Here is a 22,072-nt window from a genome sequence, read left to right as displayed (position 1 = left end):
GCAGTGGCTGTCGACGTCGGGGTGTTCCTGCCGATGCTGCACGGGGACGGGAAGGGACAGGCCGCGGAGCGGGTGCGTCGCGCGTGGGTGCACGAAGTCGACGCGCACCTAAGTGTGTTCCGGGAAACGGGCCGCAAGGCGGTCACCGAGGCGCTGGCCGCCGAGCGTGCCGAGGCCGCGGCTCGATGACGGGCCGCGACCAGCCGACGGCCTCCCTCTGGGCCAACCCCAACTACCGCGCGTTCCTGGCCATCCAGACCCTCTCCGCCCTCGGGGACTCCTTCTCGTTCGTGGCGATACCGCTGCTCGTGCTGCACAGCACCGGCTCGATCGTGCAGATGGGCCTGGTCACCGGCCTGACGGGCGTCGCCTCCATCGTCACCGGGCTCTTCGCCGGGGTGATCGCCGACCGCGTGGACCGGCGCGCACTCCTCATGGTCACCGACGTGGCGCGATGTCTGCTGTACGCGACGATCCCGCTGGTCTGGCTCTTCGCGACGCCGATGTGGCTGATCTACACGGTCGTCCCGCTGGCCGGCGGCTTCGCGATGCTCTTCCGGGTCGCGTACGTGACGGTGGTGCCCGCGATCGTCGAACCCGACCAGATCACCAGGGCCAACGCCCATCTCTTCGGGTCGTACGCCATCGCCACGGTCGGCGGACCGACCCTCGCGGGCTTCGTCACCGCCGCGTCCGGGCCGGTCGCGGCCATCGGGGTCGACGCCGCGACGTTCGCCCTCTCCGCCGCGGGGCTCCTGCTGGTCAAGTTGCGGCCGATGCCGACGCCGCCCACCGACGAGCAAGGAGCGGGCGAGGAGGGCGGCAAGGGCCAACGAGGCGGTGTCCGAGGGGAGTTCCTCGCCGGAATCCGCTTCCTGTGGGCGCACCCCGTCCTGCGACCGCTGACCGTGCTGCTGTCCCTCTTCATCTTCCTCACGCACGGCATGACCGACGTCATCATCTTCCGCGTGAAGGAGGACCTCGGCCACGGGGACGACACCGTGGGCTATGTGCTGAGCGCGGGGACCATCGGCACCTTCCTCGCCTCCTTCGTGGTCACCCGCGTACGCAAGAGCCTTGGTTTCGGCCCCAGTTGGATCGGCGCCACCGCGCTCGGCGGGGTGGCCGTCGCCTGCTTCGGGCTGACCGAGAACGTGCCGGTCATCGGCGCCCTCTCGGCAGGCATGCTGCTCGCCACCGGTGTCGCGGGCATCTGCTCGATGTCCCTGCGCCAGGAAGTGACGCCCAGTCACCTGCTGGGCCGGGTCACCGCGGCGTTCTGGACCACGCACTACTCCCTCGGCCCGCTGGGCGCCGCCGCCGTCACCGCGGCGGCGGCGGGGTTCGGGGTCGCGGAGGTCTGCATGGTGGTGGGGGCCGGTGTGGTGTGCGTGGCGCTGAGCGGGACGCTCACGGGGGTCGCGCGCGGCTGAGGCGGGCGCCGGCGGTGGAGCGCCCGCCCGGATTCCGCTCGCTCACCCCGTCCGCGACGCGTCCCCCACCCGCTCCTCCTCCGGGCCGGGCGGGGCCGCCCCGCCGCCTCCGTCCCGTTTCTCGTCCCCGTGGCCGGGCCACCAGGCCGCGTGCCCGATGAGGGCCGTCAGAGCGGGCGTGAAGACCGCCGCCATGACGAAGGCGGCGATGACGATGCCGAAGGAGAGCGAGAAACCCATCTGGGAGAGCGTCGAGTTGCCCGCCAGCATCAGCGTCGCGAACGTTCCGGCGAGGATCACGCCCGCAGAGCCGATCGTCGGGCCCGAGTGCCGCACCGCCGTGCCGGCCGCGTCGTGCGGACCGCGGCCCTCACGGGCCTCCTCGCGCAGGCGCGACACCATGAGGATGTTGTAGTCGGTGCCGAGCGCGACCACGAACAAGTACATGATCACCGGCAGCATGAACATCAGCCCCGGCTGGTCGCCGAGCTGCTGGAAGAGCAGCGAGGTCGCGCCGAGCGTCGCGCCGAAACCGAGCGCGACCGACAGCATCAGGTACCACGGCGCCACGAGGCTGCGCAGCAGCAGGCCCAGGATCACCATGATGGCGAGGGCCGCCACGGGGAAGACGACCGAATAGTCGCGGTCCACCGCCTTGTTGATGTCGACGTAGACCGCCGTGACACCGCCGACCAGCGCCTCGGAGCCGGCCGGCGCCTCCTCGTGGGCGGTGGGGCGCAGCCGGTCCTTGAGGGTGGCGAGCGCCTTGTCGGAGGCGGGCGGGTCCGAGAGGATCACCGAGTACGACGCCGTCGTACCGTCCGGGCTCATGCGCGGCGCCGCGACCTCGCCCACGCCCGGGACATCGCCGAGCCGCTCGCGGAAGCCGGCGGCCTGCGCCTTGGTCAGCGGCTCGTCGTCCGTCGAGGAGAGGTAGACGGAGGTGGGGTCGGTGGAACCGGCGGGGAAGCCCTTCTCCAGGTCCCGCATCGCGACCATCGACTCCTTGTCCTTCGGCAGCGAGGACCCGGCGAGGTCGAAATTGGCCTTGTAGCCGAGCGCGCCGAGCGTCAACGCGCCCATGAACAGCGCCGAGACCACCGCCCACACGGCGGGCTTGCGGGCGATCGACGCGCCGAGCCGGGCGAAACCGCTGCCGTGCGGCTCCCGCTGCCAGGACTTCGACGGCCAGAACACCTTCGTGCCGAGCAGCGACACCACTGCCGGTACGAGCGTGAGACCGGCCAGCAGCGTCACGAAGACGGCGATGGCGAGCGCGGGACCCATCGAGCGCAGCATGCCGAGCGAGGAGAGCGTGAGCGCGGCGAAGGCGACGATGACGGCGCCCGCCGCCGACGTGATGGCCTCACCGACCCGCTCCACGGCATGCACCATGGCGCCCTTCGGATCCTCGCCCGCCCGCAGCGCCTCCCGGTAGCGGAAGAGCAGGAACAGGATGTAGTCCGTGCCGACACCGAACAGGACGACGGTCAGCAGCTCCTGGATGGAGGAGTCCGCCTTCATGTCGAAGGCCTTGTTGGCGGAGGCGATCAGCCCGGTCGCCATCGGCGAGATGAGACCGATGAGCACGACGGGCAGCAGCGCGATGATGGGGCTGCGGAAGATGACCAGGAGCAGCACGATGATGATCGCGATCGTGCCGACCCCCACGAGCATGCCGGCGCGCTCGGAGGCGTCCCGCTCGTCGAGGGCCTGGGCCGCGGAACCGGTGATCCCGGCCGACAGGTCCGTGCCGCTCAGCTCGGGTTTGAGGTCCTCGCGCAGCTGCTCGACCGCGTCCTGCTGCGAGGTGTCCTCGGGGTCGGTGATCTTCGGCATCGCGACGACCGACGTCTGCACCAGCTTGTTGGGCGAGACCTCGCCGGGCACGACGCCCTGTACTTCCCCGATCTTCTTCGCCTGGAGATCCTTGGAGACGCGGACCACGTCGGCGGAGTCGGCGGCCGTCAGCTTCCCGCCGTCGGACCGCTCGAAGACGATGATGGCGCCCACGTTCTGCTGCTTCGGGAACTCCTTCTCCTGTACGTCTGTCGCGCGGATCGACTCGTAATGGTCGGGAAGGAAACTCGCCTCGTCGCTGCTGGAGGTGAGCTTGGGCGCCAGCGAGATCACCGCGCCGGCCACCACCACCCACGCCAGGATGATCCACCAAGGACGGCGGACCACGAAACGGCCCAGACCAGAGAACATCGGCTACTGCCTCTCCTCGCCCCCGAGGCATCACAGTCGTGTTCCGACCAGCATCGGCCGGTCCGGGCGGCCCCGCCACTCGAGCCACTCGATTTGAGTCACTCGCGTCGCGGCGGGGCGCCCCCGGTCTCCCGCGGCCCGTTTCCGGCGCCGTCAGAAGTTGATCATGTGTCCGGCCAGGCCGTGCACCGCTTCCTTGACGGCCTCGCCCAGCGTCGGGTGCGCGTGGACGTTGCGCGCCACCTCATGGACGGTGAGGTCCCACTGCTGCGCCAGGGTCAGCTCGGGCAGCAGCTCGGTCACGTCCGGGCCGATCAGGTGGGCGCCGATGATCTCGCCGTACTTCGCGTCGCTGATGATCTTCACGAAGCCGACGGTGTCGCCGAGGCCGTGCGCCTTGCCGTTCGCCTGGAAGGGGAACTTCGCGACCTTGACGTCGAAGCCCTTCTCCTTGGCCTGCGCCTCCGTCCAGCCGAAGCTCGCGATCTGCGGCTGCGAGTAGGTGGCGCGCGGGATCATCGGGTAGTCGAGCTCCATCGTCTCGGCGTCCGCGAGGGTCTCGGCGGCGACGACGCCCATGGCCTCGGCGGTGTGCGCCAGCATCAGCTTCGCCGTGACGTCACCGATGGCGTAGATGTGCGGGACGCTCGTACGGCAGCGGCCGTCGACATCGATCGCGCCGCGCTCGGTGAGCGCCACGCCCGTCGCCTCCAGGCCGAAACCGGTGACGTTCGGCGCGAAACCGATGGCCTGGAGGACCTTGTCGGCCTCCAGGGTCTGCTGCTTGCCGTCCTTGCCCGTGACGGTCACCCGGACCTGCTCGCCCGATTCGTCGATCGACTCCACGCGCGTCGAGGTCATCACGTCGATGCCGAGCTTGCGGTACTGCTTCGCGAGCTCCTTCGACACATCCGCGTCCTCCAGCGGCGCGACGCGGTCGAGGAACTCGACGATCGTCACCTTCACGCCGTAGTTGTGCAGGACGTAGGCGAACTCGATGCCGATCGCGCCCGCGCCCGCGATCACGATGGAGCGCGGCAGGGAATCGGCGAGGATCTGCTCCTCGTACGTGACCACGCGCTCGCTGCGGCTCGTGCCGGGCAGCAGCCGGGGCGTGGCGCCGGTGGCGATGATGCAGTTCTCGAAGCCGATCGTGGTGGTCGTGCCGTCGGACTTCGCCACCTGAAGGGTGTTCGCGTCCAGGAACGTGCCCCGGCCGTCGAACTCCGTGATGCCGTTCTTCTTCATCAGGAAGTGGACGCCCTTGACCCGGCCGTCCGCTACCGTGCGGCTGCGGCTGAACGCCTCGCCGTAGTCGAAGGACACCTGCCCGTCGACCTTGATGCCGTACGTCTTCTGCTCGTGCGTGAAGAGATGGGCCAGCTCGGCGTTGCGCAGCAGCGCCTTCGTCGGGATGCAGCCGACGTTGAGGCAGACACCGCCCCAGTACTTCTCCTCGACGACCGCGACCCGCTTGCCCAGCTGGGCGGCGCGGACGGCGGCCACGTAGCCGCCGGGTCCTGCTCCGAGCACGACGACGTCGAAGCGGTCTTCCATGGAAGGTCCTCTCTGGGTGCGGATGGCTCTGGCCACGATCATGCGCCATGCGGCGGCCGGGATGGCGGGCGGGTGGCGCACACCACTGCCCGCCCCGGCGGATCCCGGCGCCCACACGCCCCGTCGGCGCCTCAACCGCCCCCTGGCACACGCCTGTTGCGGTTCCCGCCTTCCGCTCACCCGAACGTGGATCACCGGATAGTGTCACTCCGACGGCACACATTCCGTGCACCCCACGGGAGAGGTGGAGAGCGCACTGTGGACAGCGAGAACCGGTCCGAGACGGAGTCCCGTCCCTCGATTCCGTACGACATCCCGACCTCCGCACGCGCCTACGGCTGGATGCTGGGCGGCAAGGACAACTACGAGGTCGACCGCAGCTTCCTGCTCTCCACTCTGCCGTCGTTCCCGGAGTGCGTCGACATCGCCCGGCAGAACCGCGAATTCCTCTTCCGCGCGGTGCGGTACCTGACGCGCGAGGCGGGCATCCGCCAGTTCATCGACATGGGCTGCGGCCTGCCCACCGACGACAACGTCCACCAGGTCGCGCGGCGCTTCGTCCCGGACGCCCGCGTCGTCTACGTCGACATCGACCCGATCGTCCTCGCGCACGGCCGCGCGCTGCTCGCCGACGACGCCTCCACCACCGTGATCACCGGCGACATGCGCGACCAGAAGGCGATCCTGGACCACCCCGACCTGGTGCGACTCATCGACTTCGACGAGCCGCTCGCCGTGCTCTTCCTCTCCGTGGGGCACCACCTCACCGACGCCGACGGGCCGGGCCGCATCCTGCGGACCGTCATCGACCGGGCCGCGCCCGGCAGCCTCCTCGGCTTCTCGCAGGTCGTCGCCGACGATCCCGCCCGGGGCGCGGCCATGACCGCGCACATCTCCGGCGGCGGCGTCCCGTGGCAGACCCGCACCCCCGCCGAGGTCGACGCCCTCTTCGCCGGCTTCGAACCGCTGGAGCCGGGCCTCGTGAACCTCGTCGACTGGCGCCCCGACCCCCAGCAGCCGCCGCTCGCCCCCGTCGACCCCGACCTGGTGCCCTACCTCGGCGCCACCGAACTCAACAAGGGCATCTACGAGTACGGGGGAGTGCTGCGGGTGCGGCCCCAGGAGGGCTGAGCCGCCCGGGGGCGGTTGACCTGGGGCGCGTGGCGCCCCACACTGACGACCATGATCCAGCACCTGACCGCCGCCGTACGGACGTTCGGCGTCCCGTGGCGGCGCGGGTGCGAGCGATCGGGCCGCTAGGGCCTGTCTGACAGTTCCCGCCTGCCTCGCGACGCCATGCACGCTCCCCCGAGCTCTTCGAGCAGGGGGTGCCCCCACTCGCCGCACCGGGCGCAGGGCCAAGTACATCCAGTACGAGGCCCTACGCCCGGCACGCCGAGAGCACGCACCTGACGCCGCGAGGCCGCCCTCCGGGCGACGACGGGAATCGTCAGACAGGCCCTAGCCGTACGGAGTCCGCTCCGCCCGGCCCGCCCGCTTCCGCACCCGAAGGATCATCTCCCCATGACTGCCACGGACCGCACCACAGCCCTGCCCCACGCCCCTCTGCGGGAAGCCCGCGTCCCCGCCGACGGCATGTACGAAGGCCGCCGCACCCTGCGCCGGCTGCCCGAGGGGTGGCAGGAGCGGCCGTACGAACTGATCGACGTCGTGCCCCAGGGCCGCCTCATCGGCGCCGAGATCCGCGGCGTCGATCTCGCGCGGCCCCTCACGCCCGCCCTGCACGAGGAGCTGAACCGCGCGCTGCTGGAGTGGAAGGTGCTGTTCTTCCGCGGCGCGGCCATCACGGCCGAGCAGCAGCGCGCCTTCGCCCTCAACTGGGGTGAGCTGGAGACCAATCCGCTGCTCGCCCGCGGCTCCGCCGACGACGTCGTCCGTTTCGACAAGGGGGGCAGCGCCACCCCGACGTACGAGAACGTCTGGCACGCGGACGTCACCTTCCGCGAACGCCCCGCTCTCGGCGCCGTGTTGCAGCTGCGCGAGGTGCCGCCGTACGGCGGAGACACGCTGTGGGCCGACATGGCCGCCGCGTACGACAACCTCCCCGACGCCGTGAAGGAGCGCGTCGAGGGCGCGCGGGCCGTGCACGACTTCATCCCCGGCTTCGCCCGCTTCTACGGGCCCGACCGGCTCGCCCCGCTCCAGGACCGCTTCCCGCCCGTCACCCACCCCGTGGTGCGCACGCATCCGGAGACCGGGCGCCGGATGCTCTTCGTCAACACCTCCTTCACCACGCACATCGTCGGCATGGAGCGGGAGGAGAGCGACCGCCTGCTGAGCCTCCTCGTGCGCCAGGCCCATGTGCCGGAGTACCAGGTGCGGTTCCACTGGCAGGCGGGCGACGTCGCCTTCTGGGACAACCGCGCCACCCAGCACTACGCCGTCGACGACTACGCCCCCCACCGCCGCGTGGCGGAACGGGTCGCGATAGCGGGCGACCGCCCCTACTGACTTCCGCCCCTGCCGACTTCCGCCCCTACAGGGACGCCTCCCAGCGGATCTCGCCGTCGTGGACCTCGTCCGTGGCGGCGAGACCGGCCGCCGCCGCGACGGCCGCGGACGCGCCGTGGTCCGGGTGGACGTGCGCGACCAGCGTCCGTACGCCCTGTCCCGCCAGCCAGTCCACCAGGCCCCGGGCCGCCTCCGAGGCGAAGCCGCGCCCCTGCCAGGGCGTTCCGATCACCCAGGCGATCTCCGCGAGGGCGCCTTGTGCGCCGGGCACGACAGTGGCCTGCACCGTCCCGACCAGGGGCGCGGGCTCGCCCTCCCGAGAGCCCTCCCGGAAGCCGACGACCCAGTTGCACCAGGAGACACCGGGGTCGGAGGAGCCCGCGAGCATCCGCCGGTAGCGGTTCCGCAGCGCCTCGGCGTCGTCGGGGGAGCCGCCGATGAAGGTGTGCAGCGCGGGGTCGCCGAGCACGACGGCCATCTCGGCGGCGTGCTCGACGCGCAGCGGTACGAGGTCGAGTCGGGCGGTGCGGATCTCGTCGGCGGTGATCTGAGGGGGCATGGGCACATTGTGCGCCAGGCGTGTGGGCGCCAGACAGGTGGGCGGTGTGCGGTGGGTGAGTTCGCATGCCGACGAGGCACCCCTGAGCTGCGACGACGCATGATTGTCAGTGGTCGGTGCGAGAGTGAACGGCATGACACCACTGCTCTTGAGCGACATCGAGGCGGCGTTGCGCGACAGTTGGGGCGCGGACACGGCCGACCCGCGTTCCGGTGAGACCTGGCCGCCGGACAATCCGGCGCGGGACCAGTGCGGCGTCACCGCGCTCGTCGTGAACGACCTGCTGGGCGGCGAGTTGATACTCGGCGAGGTCCACGTCGCGGGCGAGCGGACGGGATACCACTGGTGGAACCGCCTCGCCTCGGGGGTGGAGATCGACCTCACCCGGGGCCAGTTCCTGCCGGGCGAGACCGTGACGGAGGGCGTCGCCGTCGTCAGACCGCCGGAGATCCGCCACTGCCGGGAGGAGTACGAGCTGCTGCGCACACGCGTGTCGAGCAGGCTCGACGAGGTGGCGCGTGAGCGTGCCACGGCGGCCGTTCACGCCACGTCGTAGACGTCCAGCCGTCCACACATGCCGAACTTTCCGCGTTCTGACGGCTGTTCGGCCCGCACGACGGCGTGCGCCAGATAGTCGGCCTCGCCGCGTTCGAGCCGGTCCAGCTGCGTGGCGGTCACCTCGGCCGCGGCGGCGGCCCCGGCCCGCCAGCGCTCACGCCACCGAGCGGGGTCAGGACGGCGTCGCCCGCCTCGGGCAACCCGCAGTTCTGCATGAGGACGTGGAGGGTCAGGTCGCCGTCGTTGACCAGGCGGTGGATGGTCCCGGGCGTGAACCACACCAGGGCCCCGGGCGACAGGGGCGTCTCCTGGAAGCCGGCAGCGGTCAGGGTCTGCACGGCGCCGCGGCCGCCGGTCACCGCGTACCCCTCCGAACAGGTCGGGTGCACATGGGGAGTTCCGCCTTGCCGCCCATCGGCGGCCGGCCAGTCGTACACCCTCAGCCGTGACACTCCGACGCCGCCGGGCAGTCCTGCGTACGGTGCGGGCGCGTCGGACGGTTCACCATGGACTCCTCGGATTCCTCGGGCTCCTCGCCGGGCGGCGGCTGCGGGAAACACTACGGCCCCCGGTGCCCGAGGACACCGGGGGCCGCCCCGCATCCCGGCAGCCTTCCCCCACGAAAGGTCACCGGGACTCCCCTGAGTGTGGATCAGGGTGAGATCTCGTCAGAAGGTCAATGCGGCACCCTCCCCGAGACCCGCCTTCATCATGCACCGGTTGGCGAAGGTGGTGGACCAGCCGACATGCTTGCCGTTCCACACACCGGCGACGGTCACCGTGACCGGCTGCCACTCCTTGGTACACATGACGTTGGACGTGTCGCGCACCAGGTGGGTCGGCTGGCCCCCCACCTCGGCGAGCTCGGCGCACGCCGCGGCCGGCGTCGGGTGGGTCCCGGCGGGGCGCGGCGCACAGGTCAGTGTCACGGCACGCTCGACTGCCGCGGAGGTGGCGTCCTCGCCCTGGCCGACCGTGAGCACCAGGGCAGAGGGCGCGTAGAGGCTCGTCGGCTTCGGTGCCTCGGCCTGCGCGGTGCCTGATGTCGCGGCGAGGACGCAGGTGGCCGCCGCGGCGGTTGCTCCTATCGTCCTGAGGGTGCGACGCATGGTGGACTCTCCTTCGCTGGTTGCGGTTGGTGACTGCGGTGGGGAGTCTTGCCGGTGCGGAGAGTGAGTGCCAGGCGGATGGTCGATTTCCGGATGTGTGCGTCCGGTGGACGGTTCCCGTACGAGGGTTCGGGCAGCTCAGGAGCGGTGGCCCGGTCGCGCGGCGCTTGTCCAGCATATGGACAAGCGGCATTGGTATAAACGCTAACTACGTCCCGACCTGCAGCTATGTGAAATTGGTTCTTTTTTCGACCACCTGTATCGACCGGAAATCATCGCTCAGGCGTGGTTAAACGGGGTCCTTGCGAGCTTGCGGAGCTTGTGACGGGGGTGTGGCGGCCGCCCCCTCGGTGCTGATCAACACCACCGTCGACGCGGCTCCGATGCCCAGAGCGGCCCGGCGCGCGGCACTTCCCTCACCCGTGAGGGCGGCACGCGCCCCCGCGAGGGAGGCGGCGCCGCACGGCCCGGACGAGACGCCCAGGTCCGCCAGGTCGCGCATGGCCGCCGCACTGTCGGCGTCGCGGACGGTGATCGCCGCGTCCAGGCCGTCGCGCAACGCGGGCCATGCGAGCGTCGAAGGCGTGCCGCAGTTGAGCCCCGCCATCGTGGTCACGCCGGTCTCCACGCTGGTCGGCCGCCCCGCCCGGAGGCTCGCGAGGACGCACGCGGCCACCTCCGGCTCCACGGAAAGGAGCGCGGCGGGCGCCTCACCGGCGGCCGTCGTGACGGACCGCCGGCTCCGGTAATGCGCCACGGCCGCCTGGGCCAGAGACCCCACGCCCACCGGGACCGCGACCAGGGACGGCGACGGCGCGCCCGCCGCGGCCAGTTGGGCGTCCACCTCCGAGAACAGCGTCGCGTACCCCTCGACGATCAGCGCCGGAACCTCCTCGTAGCCGTCCCACGCCATGTCCTGGATGAGCACCGCGCCAGGCGCCCCGGCCGCGTCCGCCGCCCTGCGCACCGCCGCGTCGTAGGACCCGGCCACGGTGGTGACCTCGGCGCCCTCGCCGCCGATGGCGGCCACGGCCGCCGGGTGGACGCCCTCGGGGACGAAGACGTGCGCGCGCAGACCGAGTTGCCGCGCCATTTTGGCCACGGCCCGCCCGTGGTTGCCGTCGGTGGCGGTGACCAGGCACAGCCGCCGGTCGTCCGAGGCCGCCGCCAGGACCCGATGGATCGCCCACGACGCGCCGAGCGCCTTGAACGCGGGCAGGCCGAGCCGCTCCGACTCGTCCTTGACGAAGACCCGTGCGACCCCCAACTCCGCGGCCAGTGCGGGCAGTTCATGCAAGGCGGTCGGTGTGTAACCGGGCAGCGCGGCATGGAACGCGTGGGCGTCCGCCGGAGGCGGGGCGCAGGTCCAGGACCGTGCGGCGGGTCGCGCGAACCAGGGGAGCCGGGGGAGGGGAGAGCGGGCGGACGATGACGAAGGGAAGGCGGGGGATTCGGCCACGGGGGAGGTCTCGTGTTCCATCATGAGAACAGCCTGCGGCGCCGCCCTCCCTTCGGTCCAGCGATTCTTTCCGACCGATAATGGTCGGAGAAGCCGATGAATGGGAGGCCCGGGGGTGTTCGATCTGCACCGGCTGCGACTGCTGCGCGAACTGAAGCACCGCGGCACACTCGCCGCCGTCGCCACGGCTCTCTCCTACAGCCCGTCCTCGGTCTCCCAACAGCTCTCCCAGCTGGAGACGGAGGTGGGCGTCCCGCTGCTGGAACCGATCGGCCGACGCGTGCGCCTGACCCCGCAGGCCGAGATCCTCGTCGCTCACACCGAGGCGGTCCTCGCCCGTCTGGAACGTGCCGAGGCGGACATCGCCACCTCGCTCTCGGGGCTGACCGGAACCCTGCGGATCGCCTCGTTCCAGACCGCGGCCCTCGCCCTGGTGCCGACCGCGCTCACCCTGCTGCGCGAGGAGCACCCCGCCCTGCGCGTCCACGTCACCCAGGCCGAACCGGAGGCCGCGCTGCCCGCGCTGCTCGCCCGCGACTTCGACCTCGTCGTCGCCGAGGAGTATCCCGGCGACCCCGGCCCCCGCCCCGCCGAGCTCCACCAGGAAGACCTCCGCCAGGACCCCCTGCGCCTTGCCCTGCCCGCCCCGCCGGACGAGGCCGCGCCGCCGCACATGAGTGGCGCACGGTCCGCGCTGCTCGCCTGCGCCGAGCGGCCCTGGGTCATGGAACCGCACGGCAGCGCGGCCCGGCGCTGGGCGACCACGCTGTGCCGCACCGCCGGGTTCGAGCCCGACGTGCGCTTCGAGTCCACCGATCTCCTGCTGCATCTGCGCCTGGTCGAGCAGGGACACGCCGTGGCGCTCCTGCCCGACCTGGTGTGGGGCGGGCGCCGACCGGCGGTGCGGCTGGTGCCGCTGCCCCGGGGGCAGCGGGCCCGTCGCCTGTTCACCGCCGTCCGCGCGGGCCGCAGCACCCACCCGGCGGTCCTCGCCTGCCGCCAGGCGCTCCGTCAGGCGGCCGACATGCCCGCCGGCTGACGGGGCGTCGCGGGGTCAGCTCCGGGAGAAGGCCAGCACCGCCGCGAGGTTCATCGGCTGCCGCGTCGACACGTACACGTACGGCGCGCCGCCGTAGGAGTTCCTCAACTCGATGCGCAGGGCCGTGGGGACGTAGGAACGCAAGAGCAGCAGCGCGTACGGATTCGCCCTGACCGTGCGCCACTCGAAGGCCTCCCGCTCGTCGAGGATCTCGGTGGCCCCGAGCGCCTCGATCGGGATGGTCCGCCCGCCGACGACGAGCGAGCCCGGCGTCACGAGGATGCGCACGCTGCCGTGCGCGTGCACGATCGCGGCGGCCACCGCGATGCCGGCCGTGGCCGTGATCACCGCGGCCATCACGCCGAAGGGAATGGCCCCGAGCCCCAGTCCGAATCCGCCCAGCGCGACCAGGGCCCACCAGGAGCGGGGGACGCTCAGCCGCTCTTCGTAGATGTGCATGACCGAATCCTGGCAGGTCGTCCGCCGCCGGCGACAGAGGGTCCGTCGTGAGGCAACGCGATGCCTCCGATTGCCGTCCTCCAAGAGACAAGAGGGGCACATGAGTTCGCTTGCGTGTCCTGAGAAGTGTGATGAGGAGGAGGACCACTTCGAGACGCGTCTCACGAGTGGCGACCACGGCGCTCGCGGTACTCGCGATCGCGGCGGCGGCCCCGGGGGCGGCCCACGCGCTGCCGCCCACCGACGCCCCGCCACCCGCGTCGTCCGGCCGGCCCGGCAGCGACGAGGACCTGCCCGAAGGCTGGCGACTGGCCGGTGAGGGAAGCGGCGAGGAACTGGTGTGGGCCTCGCCGAAGCCGGTGCCGATGGGGGACGCCCGGGTCGAGTTCTACTCCGGCGACAAGCTCCTCGGCAGGCCCGTGGCCGCCCAGGACGGCCGCTCGTTCCGGTTGCCGCTCAACGGCGCGCGTGTCGGCCCGGCGAAGAAGCTGCGCGTGCTGGCCGGCGGGCGCCGGCTGGACGAGGCGGGCCGCGGCCAGAAGTCGACTGCCCCGCCCGCCGCTTCCCCCGGGGCCCTTCCGCCCGCGGGCGCGGTCGACCCCGGCAAGCCCGGCCGCTACCGCACCGTCAGAGGCGCGTACGCCCTCAAGTCCGTGCGGCTGCCCGGCTTCCCGGAGCCGGTGGAGATGCGGGCCGACGTGGTCGGGCCCGCCGACGCGCCGGGGAAACGGCCGCTCGCTCTGTTCCTGCACGGCCGTCACTACACCTGCTACGGCACCGGGGACCAGGCGAGCGGGGACTGGCCCTGCCAGGCCGGCATGAAGCCGATCCCGAGCCAGGACGGCTACCAGCGGGCCCAGAAGCTCCTCGCCTCCCAGGGCTACGTCACCGTGTCCATCGCCGCCAACGGCATCAACGGCCAGGACCACCTCGCCGAGGACGCCGGTGCCCAGGCGCGCTCCTCGCTCGTGCGGCTGCACCTCGCCCACTGGGCGGACTGGACGCAGAAGCCGGCCGACGCCCCCGCGGCCGTGCGCGCCGTCGCCTCCGCCGACCTGTCACGCGTCCTCCTCGTCGGTCACTCGCGCGGCGGCGAGGGCGTCAACAGGGCCGCGCTCGACAGCCTCTACGCGCCGCCCGCCGACCAGGACGGCTACCACGGCCCGGTCCGCTGGAAGATACGCGGCAACGTCCTGATAGGCCCCACCATCTTCGGGCAGAACCCGGTCCCGGACGTCCCCTCGGCGACGATCCTGCCCGGCTGCGACGGAGACGTCTCCGACCTCCAGGGCGAGATCCACGTCGACGGGACGCGCCGTGTCGGCAGCGGCACCGCCCTGCACAGCGCGGTGTACATGGTCGGCGCCAACCACAACTTCTTCAACAGCGAATGGACTCCGGGGCAGGCGAAGGCGCCCGCCGAGGACGACTTCCACTCCGGCGACGACCCCGTGTGCTCCCCGGGCAAGAAGACCCGCCTGACCGCCAAGCAGCAGCAGGCCGCGGGTGCCACGTACATAGCCGCGGCGGCCCGGCTGTTCGTCGCGGGCGACGACCGGGTGCGCCCCCTCCTCGACGGCTCGAACCGGCGCGCTCCCTCGGCGGACCCCGCGCGGGTCCTGACCCACGCCGTCGGCGCCCGCCGCACGGAGGCCTTCCTGCCGGACTCCTCCGCCACGGTCAAGGGTGCCCGGCTCTGCGCACAGGTGTCCCCCGACGCCGCCCGCGCCTGCCTGTCGCCCGCCACGGCGGGCGCGTCACCGCACTTCGCCGGCTGGGGCGTCTCCCCGGAGCCCGGCCGTGACGCGGTGGCGATGCGCTGGACCCGGCCGGGTTCCCCGGCCCGGCTGAGCCCCGCCCGCCCGGTGTCCCTGGCCGGCGCCAAGGACGTGGCGCTGCGGGTGATCGTGCCGCCCAACAGCAAGGGCACCCGGCTCGACGTGACGCTCGTCGACAAGGCGGGCCACCGCGCGAAGCTCGGCACCGCCCGCGTCGACGGGCTGCCGGGCAGCGACCGGACCGCCTCGTACTGGGGTCGCGAGGTCCGCGTGCCGCTGACGGCACAGGCGAAGGACAAGCTGGACCTGAAGCGGGTGAAGACCCTGGAGCTCACCCCGCGCAGCCGCTCCGGCAAGGCCTGGCTGATGGACGCCTGGGGCTGGCGCCCCGGCACCCCCGCCGTCAAGGCGGCCGCCATGCCCCGCGTCGACATCGGCCGGCTGACCGTCGACGAAGGAAACTCCGGGGTGCGGACCTACCACGTCCCGGTACGCGTCTCGGGCAAGGGCAGCGGCCAGGTCCGGCTCTTCGCGCCCAGGCCCGGCTCCGACGAGGTCACGTCCCGGCTGGTGACGGTCCGCCCCGGCGGCCATGACATCGACGTACCGGTGGAGGTCAAGGGCGACACCCGCTATGGCTACGACCTCGCGCAGGACGCGTTCGCCAAGGCGGTGCGCGGTGCCGTCGTCGGCTCCCACCACGGTGGCGTGACGGCACGCAACGACGACCCGATGCCCGAGCTCACCCTTGAGCCCGTCGCCGACCGCGTCACCGAGGGCAAGCCGCTGAAGTGGCGGATGACGCTCGCGGAACCCGTCGACGTGGACATCAGTGCCGGCATTGCCTTCCTGCCGGTCGACAGGGGCGCCGAGCTCTCCACGCTCGACGTGGACCCGCGCTGGCTGGAGGACGAAGCCGGGCAGTCGCCCCGGCCCGGGCGCGCGCTCTCCAAGATGGCGGACGGTGAGTCCCTGTACCTCACCCTGCCCGCCGGCAAGAAGAGCGTCGATGTGCGCGTCCCCACCATCAAGGACACCGCGCGCGAACCGGACGAGTCCCTGAAAGCCCAGTTGTTCGTCTACGACCAGAACTGGGAACCGCAGGAGGGCCCGGTGTTCACCGGCACGGTCCGGGACGGCCAATAGCACGAAGCGACGAGTAGCACGAAGCAACCGGTAGTACGGGACGGGCGGTCAACTCGGCGGGAGTGACGCCGGGTTGACCGCCTCCCGCGTTTTTGGGCCGACAGCCGCTGACGGCATACGTAGGGTGCAGCCATGCCCAGAGACGTGACCAACGCCGAACTGCAACTCCTGCGCCCCGACCACGCGCCCGCCCTGCTCGCCTTCGAGGAGGAGAACCGCGCCTACTTCGCCGCGTCCGTCCCGGACCGGGGCGACGCCTACTTCCGCGACTTCGCGCCCCGACCACGCGCCCGCCCTGCTCGCCTTCGAGGAGGAGAACCGCGCCTACTTCGCCGCGTCCGTCCCGGACCGGGGCGACGCCTACTTCCGCGACTTCGCGGCCCGGCACAGCGCCCTGCTCGCCGAGCAGGCGGCCGGGCTCTGCTTCTTCCACGTACTGGTGGATGACGCGGGCGAGGTGCTCGGGCGGGTCAACCTGATCGACGTGGCGGACGGCGGCGCCGAACTCGGCTACCGCATCGCGCAGCGCGCCACCGGGCAGGGCCTCGCCACCCGGGCCGTCCGGCAGGCCCGCGACCTGGCCGCCACCGCGTACGGCCTCACCGAACTGCGTGCCGTGACGACGTGCGACAACCCGGCCTCACAGGCCGTGCTCGCCCGCTCCGGGTTCGTGGCCACCGGCGGCATCCGGCTCGACGGCCGCCCGGGGACCAGCTACGTACTGAGCCTCTGACACCTGCGCCTTTGGTGCGGACTGCTGCTGGGCCCGCTCCAGGAAGCGCAGCAGCTCCACCGGGAAGGGCAGGACGAGGGTGGAGTTCTTCTCGGCGGCGACGGCCACCACGGTCTGCAACAGGCGCAGTTGGAGCGCGGCGGGCTGTGCGGACATCTCCTTCGCCGCCTCGGCGAGCTTCTTGGACGCCTGGAGTTCGGCGTCGGCGTTGATGACGCGGGCCCGCCGCTCGCGGTCCGCCTCGGCCTGGCGGGCCATCGACCGCTTCATGGTCTCCGGCAGCGACACGTCCTTGATCTCGACCCGGTCGATCTGCACGCCCCAGCCGATGGCCGGGCTGTCGATCATCAGCTCCAGGCCCTGGTTGAGCTTCTCGCGGTTGGAGAGCAGATCGTCCAGGTCGCTCTTGCCGATGATCGACCGCAGGGACGTCTGCGCCATCTGCGAGACCGCGAACCGGTAGTCCTCCACCTGTACGACGGCGTTCGCCGCGTCGACGACCTTGAAGTAGATGACGGCGTCCACGCGGACCGTGACGTTGTCCCGCGTGATGCCGTCCTGCGCGGGCACGGGCAACGTCACGATCTGCATGTTGACCTTACGGAGCCGGTCGATGCCCGGGATGATCATGGTGAAGCCGGGGCCGCGCACCTGGCCCGAGAGCCGGCCCAGGCGGAAGACCACCCCGCGCTCGTACTGCTTGATCACACGGGCCGCCGCCATCGCGTACATGAGGCAGCCCGAGGCGGCCGCGGCGCCTGCTGTCAGCAGCTCCTGAACCATGGCGACCCCCCTGACGTCCGAGTCGGCCATTGATGTCACGATATGCCGGTATATGCCCTTTGGTCGAGCCCTGTCGGGTCCTCACCGGCCAGGATCACCTCCCGCACGGCGTCCCGCCGCTCCCGCTCGCTGGTGAAGAGCCGCTGCGGACACGTCCGCGAGCTGCCCATGACCGTGGCCAGGCCGTGCGCTGCCAGCGTGGCGGCGATGCGCCGGTACGGCACGGTCCGCAGCGCGAACGCTCACCCACACCGGCGTTCCGGGCACAGTCGAGCAGCGCGTCGAACGTACGGTGGGAGATGTATCCGATACCCCCGGTGACGGTGATCAGACCGACGCGGGCGACCGCGCGGCGCAGCCCGGAGCTGGGCGGATGCCGTTCGAGATCCTCCGCATACGCCTCGCAGCAGGCCCGCGTCCAGCGCGTACCGGGTGGCGTTCGCCGCGGCGTCGAGCCCGATCATCGGCGTGGCGTCCGGGCGCCGCCGCGTGGCGTAGAACTCCTTGTCGCACTCGATGAGTTCCTGCGGCGTGAGCGCGGCGGAGGTGTAGTGCGCGTACAGGTCGGCGAGCGTGAGGTCGTGGTTGAGCAGCGCCGCGTTGATGCCGTAGGAGCAGCACACGTCGAGGACCGTCACGGGACCCTCGTCGCCCGGCATCCGGGAGCGCAGTTCGCGCGTGCGGCGGAAGACGGCCTGGGCGTGGTGCGGGATCTCGTACTCGTAGGGCGCCAGCGTCCGGAAGTAGGCGCGCGGGTCCGGCTGGTCGTAGATGTCGTCGAACCGGGTCTTGCCCGACGGGGTCGCTGTCCTGTGCCGATCTGTGGCCATGGAGCACCTCCGGGAACGAGGGACGGATCTGGGACGGACGTGCACCTCTACCCGACCCGTGTCCCCCCCGGTAGGCCTCCTGGCGGTAACCGGCCACGGCGCCGTCCGGCCGTGTCGGCGGCGTCGTGTGGGGGCCGCCTCCCTGGCTACCCTGGAGCCGATGTTCTCCTCCCAGGGTCCCACGCTGCGCGAGCTGGCCGTCCAGGCGCTCTCCTCCACCGAGCGCGGTTACGACCTGCTCGCCCCGAAGTTCGACCACACGCCGTTCCGCACCCCTGACCGGTTTCTGGCGGCGACCGCCGAGGCCCTGCGCCCGCTCGGCCCCTTCGACGCCGGCCTCGACGTGTGCTGCGGGACCGGCGCCGGCGTCCGGACGCTGCTGCCGCTGTGCCGGGAGCGGGTCTGCGGCGTGGATTTCAGCGCGGGGATGCTGGCCGCCGCCGACCGGGCGGTCCCGCGGCCGGGCGGGAGCGGCCCGAGGGTCCAGTGGGTGCGCGCCGACGCCCGGGCGCTGCCCTTCACCGAGGGCTTCGACCTCGCGGTCAGCTTCGGGGCGTTCGGCCACTTCCTGCCCGCCGAGCGGCCCGCCCTGTTCGGCGGCGTCCACCGGGCGCTGCGCCCCGGCGGTCTCTTCGCCTTCCCGATCGGCGCGCCGCAGCCCGTCACCTCCCCGTGGCACTGGGCCCTGCTCGGCTTCGACGCGATGATGCGCGTGCGGAACCTCCTGCGGCGGCCCCGGTTCGTCATGTACTACCGCACCTTCGCCCTGGGCGACGTACGAAAGGACCTGGTCGACGCCGGGTTCGACGTGTCGCTGCGGCCCCTGGAGGAGTTCGGCCGCCGCGCGGACGGCAGCCCCCGGTGGCGCCTGGTGGTGGCCCGCAAGGGGTGAGGACCCGCAGGGATTGGTGGCCCGCGTCCGTGTGCCTTACGCCTTGCCGTCGGCCGCCGCCCGCAACGCCGCCACGTCGAGCTTCTTCATGCCGAGCATGGCCTGCATGGCGCGCTGGGCCCGCTCGGCGTCCGGGTCGGACAGGAGCTCGACGAGAGCGGCCGGCACGACCTGCCAGGACACGCCGTACTTGTCCTTGAGCCACCCGCAGGGCCCCTCCGAGCCCCCTTCGGAGAGCTTCGCCCAGTAGTGGTCGACCTCCTCCTGGTCCGCGCAGTCGATCGTGAAGGAGATGGCCTCGCTGAAGGTGAACTCCGGGCCGCCGTTGAGCGCCATGAACGGCTTGCCGTCCAGGCCGAACTCCACGGTCAGCACGGTGCCGGCCGGGCGCGGTGCGCTCTCTCCGTAGTACGAGATGTTCTTGATCTCCGAGTTCGGGAAGACCGAGACGTAGAACTCCGCCGCCTCCTGGCCCTCGGTGTCGAACCAGAGGCACGGTGTGATCGTGGGCATGGCACTCTCCTGTCGCGTACGAGCTGTCTCTGCCTATGCGCGTCTCTCCTATGCGCTGTCTCTAGGGGGACCGTCGCACCGACCGGAACTCATCGCCACACGGTCACCCGGTTTTCCGTAGGCTCGGCTCCCGCTCCAGGCGGATGCCGAAATGCCGCTCGTACGCCGCGAGCACCTCCGCCTCCGAGGACAGTTCGGTGACCTGCCGCTCGCCGTCCACGGTGGCGGTGAGGGTGCGACCGCTGAGGGTGAGCCGTCCGTCGTCCGTGACGATCGAGCAGACGAGGGAGCGGGCGAAGTGGGAGGCGGGTGAGGTGCGGTGGTACCAGGCGCCGACCGTGAAATCGGCCAGCGCGCGCGGGCGCGGTTCGAGCAGGTACTGCCGCTTGCCGTCCTTGAGGACCTCCAGGTCACCCGACGGACCACTCGCCGGATCACCCTCCGCGGACTCCACGAGACGGAACGTGCCGCCGGGGTCGCTCTGCTCGCCCCGCTCACCGAAGGCGAGCGGCAGGTGGCTGTGGGCGCCGAAGCCGACGTCCGCGAGCCAGTCGCCGCCGTCCCGCGTGCCCACGCGCAGCGCCAGGTGGTCGTACGGGATGCCGAGCCGCCCCGTGTCGTCGTACACCCGCGCCTGTAGCAGCGTGACGTCGAAGCCGAGAGCCGTCAGGAGGGCGGCGAAGGCGCCGTTGAGCTCGTAACAGAAGCCGCCGCGGCGCGCGTCCACGATCTTCGTCACCAGCGCCCCGGCGGTGAGTTCGATCTCCTCGCCGAGGTGGACCGACAGGTTCTCGAAGGGAATGGCGCGCAGATGCGCCAGGTGCAGGTCGCGCAAGGCCTGCGTGGTGGGGGCGGCGGGGCGCACGGCGCCGATGCGCCGCAAGTAGGCGTCGGTCTGTTCGGTGTCCATGGGGCCAGTGTGGTGGGCAGGCGACGGCCGGGCCAGGGACCACCGGACGCACCCCGCCCCGACCTCGGCCTTAAGACCTCCGTACGACCCGCCTCACCCTCTGCGTCCCCCGCGCCCGCGCGCGTCAATTCCCGGATGACGCACGCCAGTACGTGTGTATAGTCACCGGTGACGCACGCGTCCCGCCGGGACGCGCCACGACGCGAGACCCAGGAGGTGAGCCCGATGACCACGCAGCACTCTTGCCGGGCCCTCCTGACCGCAGTCCGCGCCTGACGCCCGTTCCTCCCGAACACCGACAGGCCGCGCCGCCCAGGAGCAACCGCGCGCACCGCGATCGAACACTCCTGAGCGAAGGAACCGAAACACCCGTGAACACCACGTCTTTGCAGGCCCCTGTCCGAGACTTCCGGGTCAGCGTCTCCGACGACGTCCTGGACGACCTGCGAAACCGTCTTCGACGCACCCTCTTCACCACGGCCACCGACCCGACGTACTGGGCGGCGGGCACCGACCCGGACTACCTGCGCGACCTCGTCGCCCACTGGGCGGACGGCTTCGACTGGCGTGCCGCGGAAGCCGCGCTCAACGCCCACCCGCACCACATCGCCGAAGTCGCGGGCGCCTCCGTCCACTTCGTGCACCTGCGCGCGGCGCGCCCCGACGGCGGCCCCGCCCCGCTGCCGCTGGTCCTCACCCACGGCTGGCCGAGCAGCTACGTCGAGATGCTGGACCTCGCCCGGCGGCTCGCCGACCCCGGCGGTCACGGCGGCGACCCCGCCGACGCCTTCGACGTGGTCGTGCCCTCGCTGCCCGGCTTCCTCCACTCCGGGCCGCCCCCGGGGACGTTCACCCGCGAGGGCGTCGCCGGGATCTGGCACACGCTGATGACCGAGGCCCTCGGCTACCGGCGCTTCGGTGCCTTCGGCGGCGACATCGGGGGAGGGGTGACACAGTGGCTCGGCGCCCGCTTCCCCGGGGAGGTCGCCGGCGTGCACATCACCTCCGCGGTGGTCTCCGCCGACTTCGACGCGGACCCGCCGACCGCCGAGGAGCAGGCCTACCTCGACCACCTCGCCGCGTACGACCTCGACGACCAGGGTTACAGCGAGATCATGTGCACCCGGCCCGACACGATCGCCGCCGCGCTGCGGGACTCCCCGGCGGGCCTGCTCGCCTGGATCATCGACAAGTACCGCGACTGGAGCGACTGCGACGGCGACCTGGAGGCCCGCTGGGACAGGGACACCCTGCTCACGGTCGCCACCCTCTACTGGGCCACCGGCAGCATCGGCTCGTCCTTCCGGCAGTACTACGACTACGTACGGCACAACAAGCCGGTGCCGCCCGTCTCCGTCCCCGGCGCCGTCACCCTCAGCCATGAACCGGCCAACCTGAACTACCCCAAGAGCCTCGCCGAGCGCGTCTTCACCGATCTGCGCCACTGGAGCACCCCGCGCAACGGCGGCCACTTCATGGCGTACGAGGAGCCCGAGCAGGTCGCGCGTGAACTTCGGGAGTTCTTCCGCCCGTTGAGGACGCCCGGCGCCACGGGCTGACCTCGGCGGAGTCGACTCCAGCGCCCCCGTGGTCACCGACCGCGGGGGCGTCCGCGTTCCGAAAGAGCCCCG

The 22,072-nt window shown here is 71.8% G+C and carries 21 protein-coding genes and 1 pseudogene; 10 read left to right on the top strand and 12 right to left on the bottom strand.

The genetic code is table 11. The features are described 5' to 3' along the window. Positions 1-3 precede the first annotated feature (3 nt). Both KKZ08_RS02200 and KKZ08_RS02195 read left to right on the top strand, forming a co-directional pair. Positions 4-189, top strand: coding sequence for a hypothetical protein (locus KKZ08_RS02200; protein WP_223772793.1), 186 nt, complete (start codon positions 4-6; stop codon positions 187-189). Beyond that, a complete protein-coding gene (locus KKZ08_RS02195; protein ID WP_223772792.1) occupies positions 186-1,433 on the top strand; it encodes an MFS transporter in 1,248 nt (415 codons plus the stop codon). Before KKZ08_RS02200 ends, KKZ08_RS02195 begins: the two co-directional genes overlap by 4 nt. A gap of 42 nt (positions 1,434-1,475) precedes the next feature. On the opposite strand, the gene KKZ08_RS02190 is transcribed toward KKZ08_RS02195, so the two are convergent. Further along, a complete protein-coding gene (locus tag KKZ08_RS02190; RefSeq protein WP_223772791.1) occupies positions 1,476-3,644 on the bottom strand; it encodes an MMPL family transporter in 2,169 nt (722 codons plus the stop codon). A 153-nt stretch (positions 3,645-3,797) separates the two neighbouring features. After that, a complete protein-coding gene (gene lpdA / locus KKZ08_RS02185; protein ID WP_223772790.1) occupies positions 3,798-5,201 on the bottom strand; it encodes a dihydrolipoyl dehydrogenase in 1,404 nt (467 codons plus the stop codon). 258 nt (positions 5,202-5,459) lie between these two features. Here lpdA and KKZ08_RS02180 point away from each other — a divergent pair, with 258 nt between their 5' ends. Both KKZ08_RS02180 and KKZ08_RS02175 read left to right on the top strand, forming a co-directional pair. After that, positions 5,460-6,332 (top strand): SAM-dependent methyltransferase, encoded by an 873-nt coding sequence (locus KKZ08_RS02180; RefSeq protein WP_223772789.1) that lies wholly within the window; start codon positions 5,460-5,462, stop codon positions 6,330-6,332. A gap of 465 nt (positions 6,333-6,797) precedes the next feature. Then, positions 6,798-7,673: a TauD/TfdA family dioxygenase gene (locus tag KKZ08_RS02175; RefSeq protein ID WP_223778881.1), complete on the top strand. Its 876-nt coding sequence runs from the start codon at positions 6,798-6,800 to the stop codon at positions 7,671-7,673. Positions 7,674-7,698: 25 nt separating this feature from the next. Here KKZ08_RS02175 and KKZ08_RS02170 read toward each other — a convergent pair whose 3' ends face one another. Then, positions 7,699-8,232 carry a GNAT family N-acetyltransferase gene (locus KKZ08_RS02170; RefSeq protein ID WP_223772788.1) on the bottom strand — a complete coding sequence of 178 codons (534 nt, stop codon included), beginning with the start codon at positions 8,230-8,232 and terminating at the stop codon, positions 7,699-7,701. Between the two features lie 133 nt (positions 8,233-8,365). Here KKZ08_RS02170 and KKZ08_RS02165 point away from each other — a divergent pair, with 133 nt between their 5' ends. After that, positions 8,366-8,788 (top strand): hypothetical protein, encoded by a 423-nt coding sequence (locus KKZ08_RS02165; protein WP_223772787.1) that lies wholly within the window; start codon positions 8,366-8,368, stop codon positions 8,786-8,788. On the opposite strand, the pseudogene KKZ08_RS02160 reads toward KKZ08_RS02165, so the two are convergent. The 3 genes and pseudogenes from KKZ08_RS02160 to KKZ08_RS02150 all read right to left on the bottom strand — a co-directional run bounded on the left by KKZ08_RS02160 (position 8,773) and on the right by KKZ08_RS02150 (position 11,382). Next, a pseudogene (locus tag KKZ08_RS02160) lies at positions 8,773-9,311 on the bottom strand (cupin domain-containing protein). The gene KKZ08_RS02165 and the pseudogene KKZ08_RS02160 sit on opposite strands and share 16 nt — an antisense overlap. Before the next feature lie 147 nt (positions 9,312-9,458). Continuing rightward, entirely contained in the window at positions 9,459-9,899 is a 441-nt protein-coding gene (locus KKZ08_RS02155) for a subtilase-type protease inhibitor (RefSeq protein ID WP_223772786.1), read from the bottom strand. Positions 9,900-10,188: 289 nt separating this feature from the next. After that, positions 10,189-11,382, bottom strand: a complete 1,194-nt coding sequence (locus KKZ08_RS02150; RefSeq protein ID WP_223772785.1) for a diaminopropionate ammonia-lyase — start codon at positions 11,380-11,382, stop codon at positions 10,189-10,191. A gap of 91 nt (positions 11,383-11,473) precedes the next feature. Between KKZ08_RS02150 and KKZ08_RS02145 the strand changes: the two genes are divergently transcribed. Beyond that, entirely contained in the window at positions 11,474-12,397 is a 924-nt protein-coding gene (locus KKZ08_RS02145) for a LysR substrate-binding domain-containing protein (protein ID WP_223778880.1), read from the top strand. A 15-nt stretch (positions 12,398-12,412) separates the two neighbouring features. On the opposite strand, the gene KKZ08_RS02140 is transcribed toward KKZ08_RS02145, so the two are convergent. Then, positions 12,413-12,856 (bottom strand): DUF3093 family protein, encoded by a 444-nt coding sequence (locus KKZ08_RS02140; RefSeq protein ID WP_223772784.1) that lies wholly within the window; start codon positions 12,854-12,856, stop codon positions 12,413-12,415. A 131-nt stretch (positions 12,857-12,987) separates the two neighbouring features. On the opposite strand from KKZ08_RS02140, the gene KKZ08_RS02135 reads away from it, so the two are divergent. Both KKZ08_RS02135 and KKZ08_RS02130 read left to right on the top strand, forming a co-directional pair. After that, on the top strand, positions 12,988-15,780 hold the full coding sequence (locus KKZ08_RS02135; RefSeq protein WP_223772783.1) for a hypothetical protein: 2,793 nt from the start codon (positions 12,988-12,990) through the stop codon (positions 15,778-15,780). Positions 15,781-16,075: 295 nt separating this feature from the next. Next, the gene (locus tag KKZ08_RS02130) at positions 16,076-16,513 is read left to right on the top strand and encodes a GNAT family N-acetyltransferase (RefSeq protein ID WP_223778879.1); all 438 of its coding nucleotides are present in this window, start codon (positions 16,076-16,078) and stop codon (positions 16,511-16,513) included. Here the strand turns inward: KKZ08_RS02130 and KKZ08_RS02125 are convergent. Genes KKZ08_RS02125 through KKZ08_RS02115 form a run of 3 tightly spaced genes read right to left on the bottom strand, consistent with a single transcriptional unit; the run spans position 16,421 to position 18,126 of the window. Next, positions 16,421-17,296 carry a slipin family protein gene (locus KKZ08_RS02125; protein WP_223778878.1) on the bottom strand — a complete coding sequence of 292 codons (876 nt, stop codon included), beginning with the start codon at positions 17,294-17,296 and terminating at the stop codon, positions 16,421-16,423. The two genes, KKZ08_RS02130 and KKZ08_RS02125, sit on opposite strands and share 93 nt — an antisense overlap. Before the next feature lie 35 nt (positions 17,297-17,331). Continuing rightward, the gene (locus tag KKZ08_RS02120; RefSeq protein ID WP_223772782.1) at positions 17,332-17,520 is read right to left on the bottom strand and encodes a hypothetical protein; all 189 of its coding nucleotides are present in this window, start codon (positions 17,518-17,520) and stop codon (positions 17,332-17,334) included. 18 nt (positions 17,521-17,538) lie between these two features. After that, on the bottom strand, positions 17,539-18,126 hold the full coding sequence (locus KKZ08_RS02115) for a hypothetical protein (RefSeq protein WP_223772781.1): 588 nt from the start codon (positions 18,124-18,126) through the stop codon (positions 17,539-17,541). Between the two features lie 160 nt (positions 18,127-18,286). Here KKZ08_RS02115 and KKZ08_RS02110 point away from each other — a divergent pair, with 160 nt between their 5' ends. Then, a complete protein-coding gene (locus tag KKZ08_RS02110) occupies positions 18,287-19,018 on the top strand; it encodes a class I SAM-dependent methyltransferase (RefSeq protein ID WP_223772780.1) in 732 nt (243 codons plus the stop codon). A 36-nt stretch (positions 19,019-19,054) separates the two neighbouring features. On the opposite strand, the gene KKZ08_RS02105 is transcribed toward KKZ08_RS02110, so the two are convergent. Both KKZ08_RS02105 and KKZ08_RS02100 read right to left on the bottom strand, forming a co-directional pair. After that, on the bottom strand, positions 19,055-19,531 hold the full coding sequence (locus tag KKZ08_RS02105) for a VOC family protein (protein ID WP_223772779.1): 477 nt from the start codon (positions 19,529-19,531) through the stop codon (positions 19,055-19,057). A 103-nt stretch (positions 19,532-19,634) separates the two neighbouring features. After that, the gene (locus KKZ08_RS02100; protein WP_223772778.1) at positions 19,635-20,441 is read right to left on the bottom strand and encodes an arylamine N-acetyltransferase; all 807 of its coding nucleotides are present in this window, start codon (positions 20,439-20,441) and stop codon (positions 19,635-19,637) included. A 371-nt stretch (positions 20,442-20,812) separates the two neighbouring features. Here KKZ08_RS02100 and KKZ08_RS02095 point away from each other — a divergent pair, with 371 nt between their 5' ends. Then, on the top strand, positions 20,813-22,000 hold the full coding sequence (locus KKZ08_RS02095; RefSeq protein ID WP_223772777.1) for an epoxide hydrolase family protein: 1,188 nt from the start codon (positions 20,813-20,815) through the stop codon (positions 21,998-22,000). The last annotated feature ends 72 nt before the right edge of the window (positions 22,001-22,072 follow it).

This window comes from Streptomyces sp. 135, assembly GCF_020026305.1.
Lineage (GTDB): Bacteria > Actinomycetota > Actinomycetes > Streptomycetales > Streptomycetaceae > Streptomyces.
This window is presented reverse-complemented; position numbering and strand designations above follow the sequence as displayed.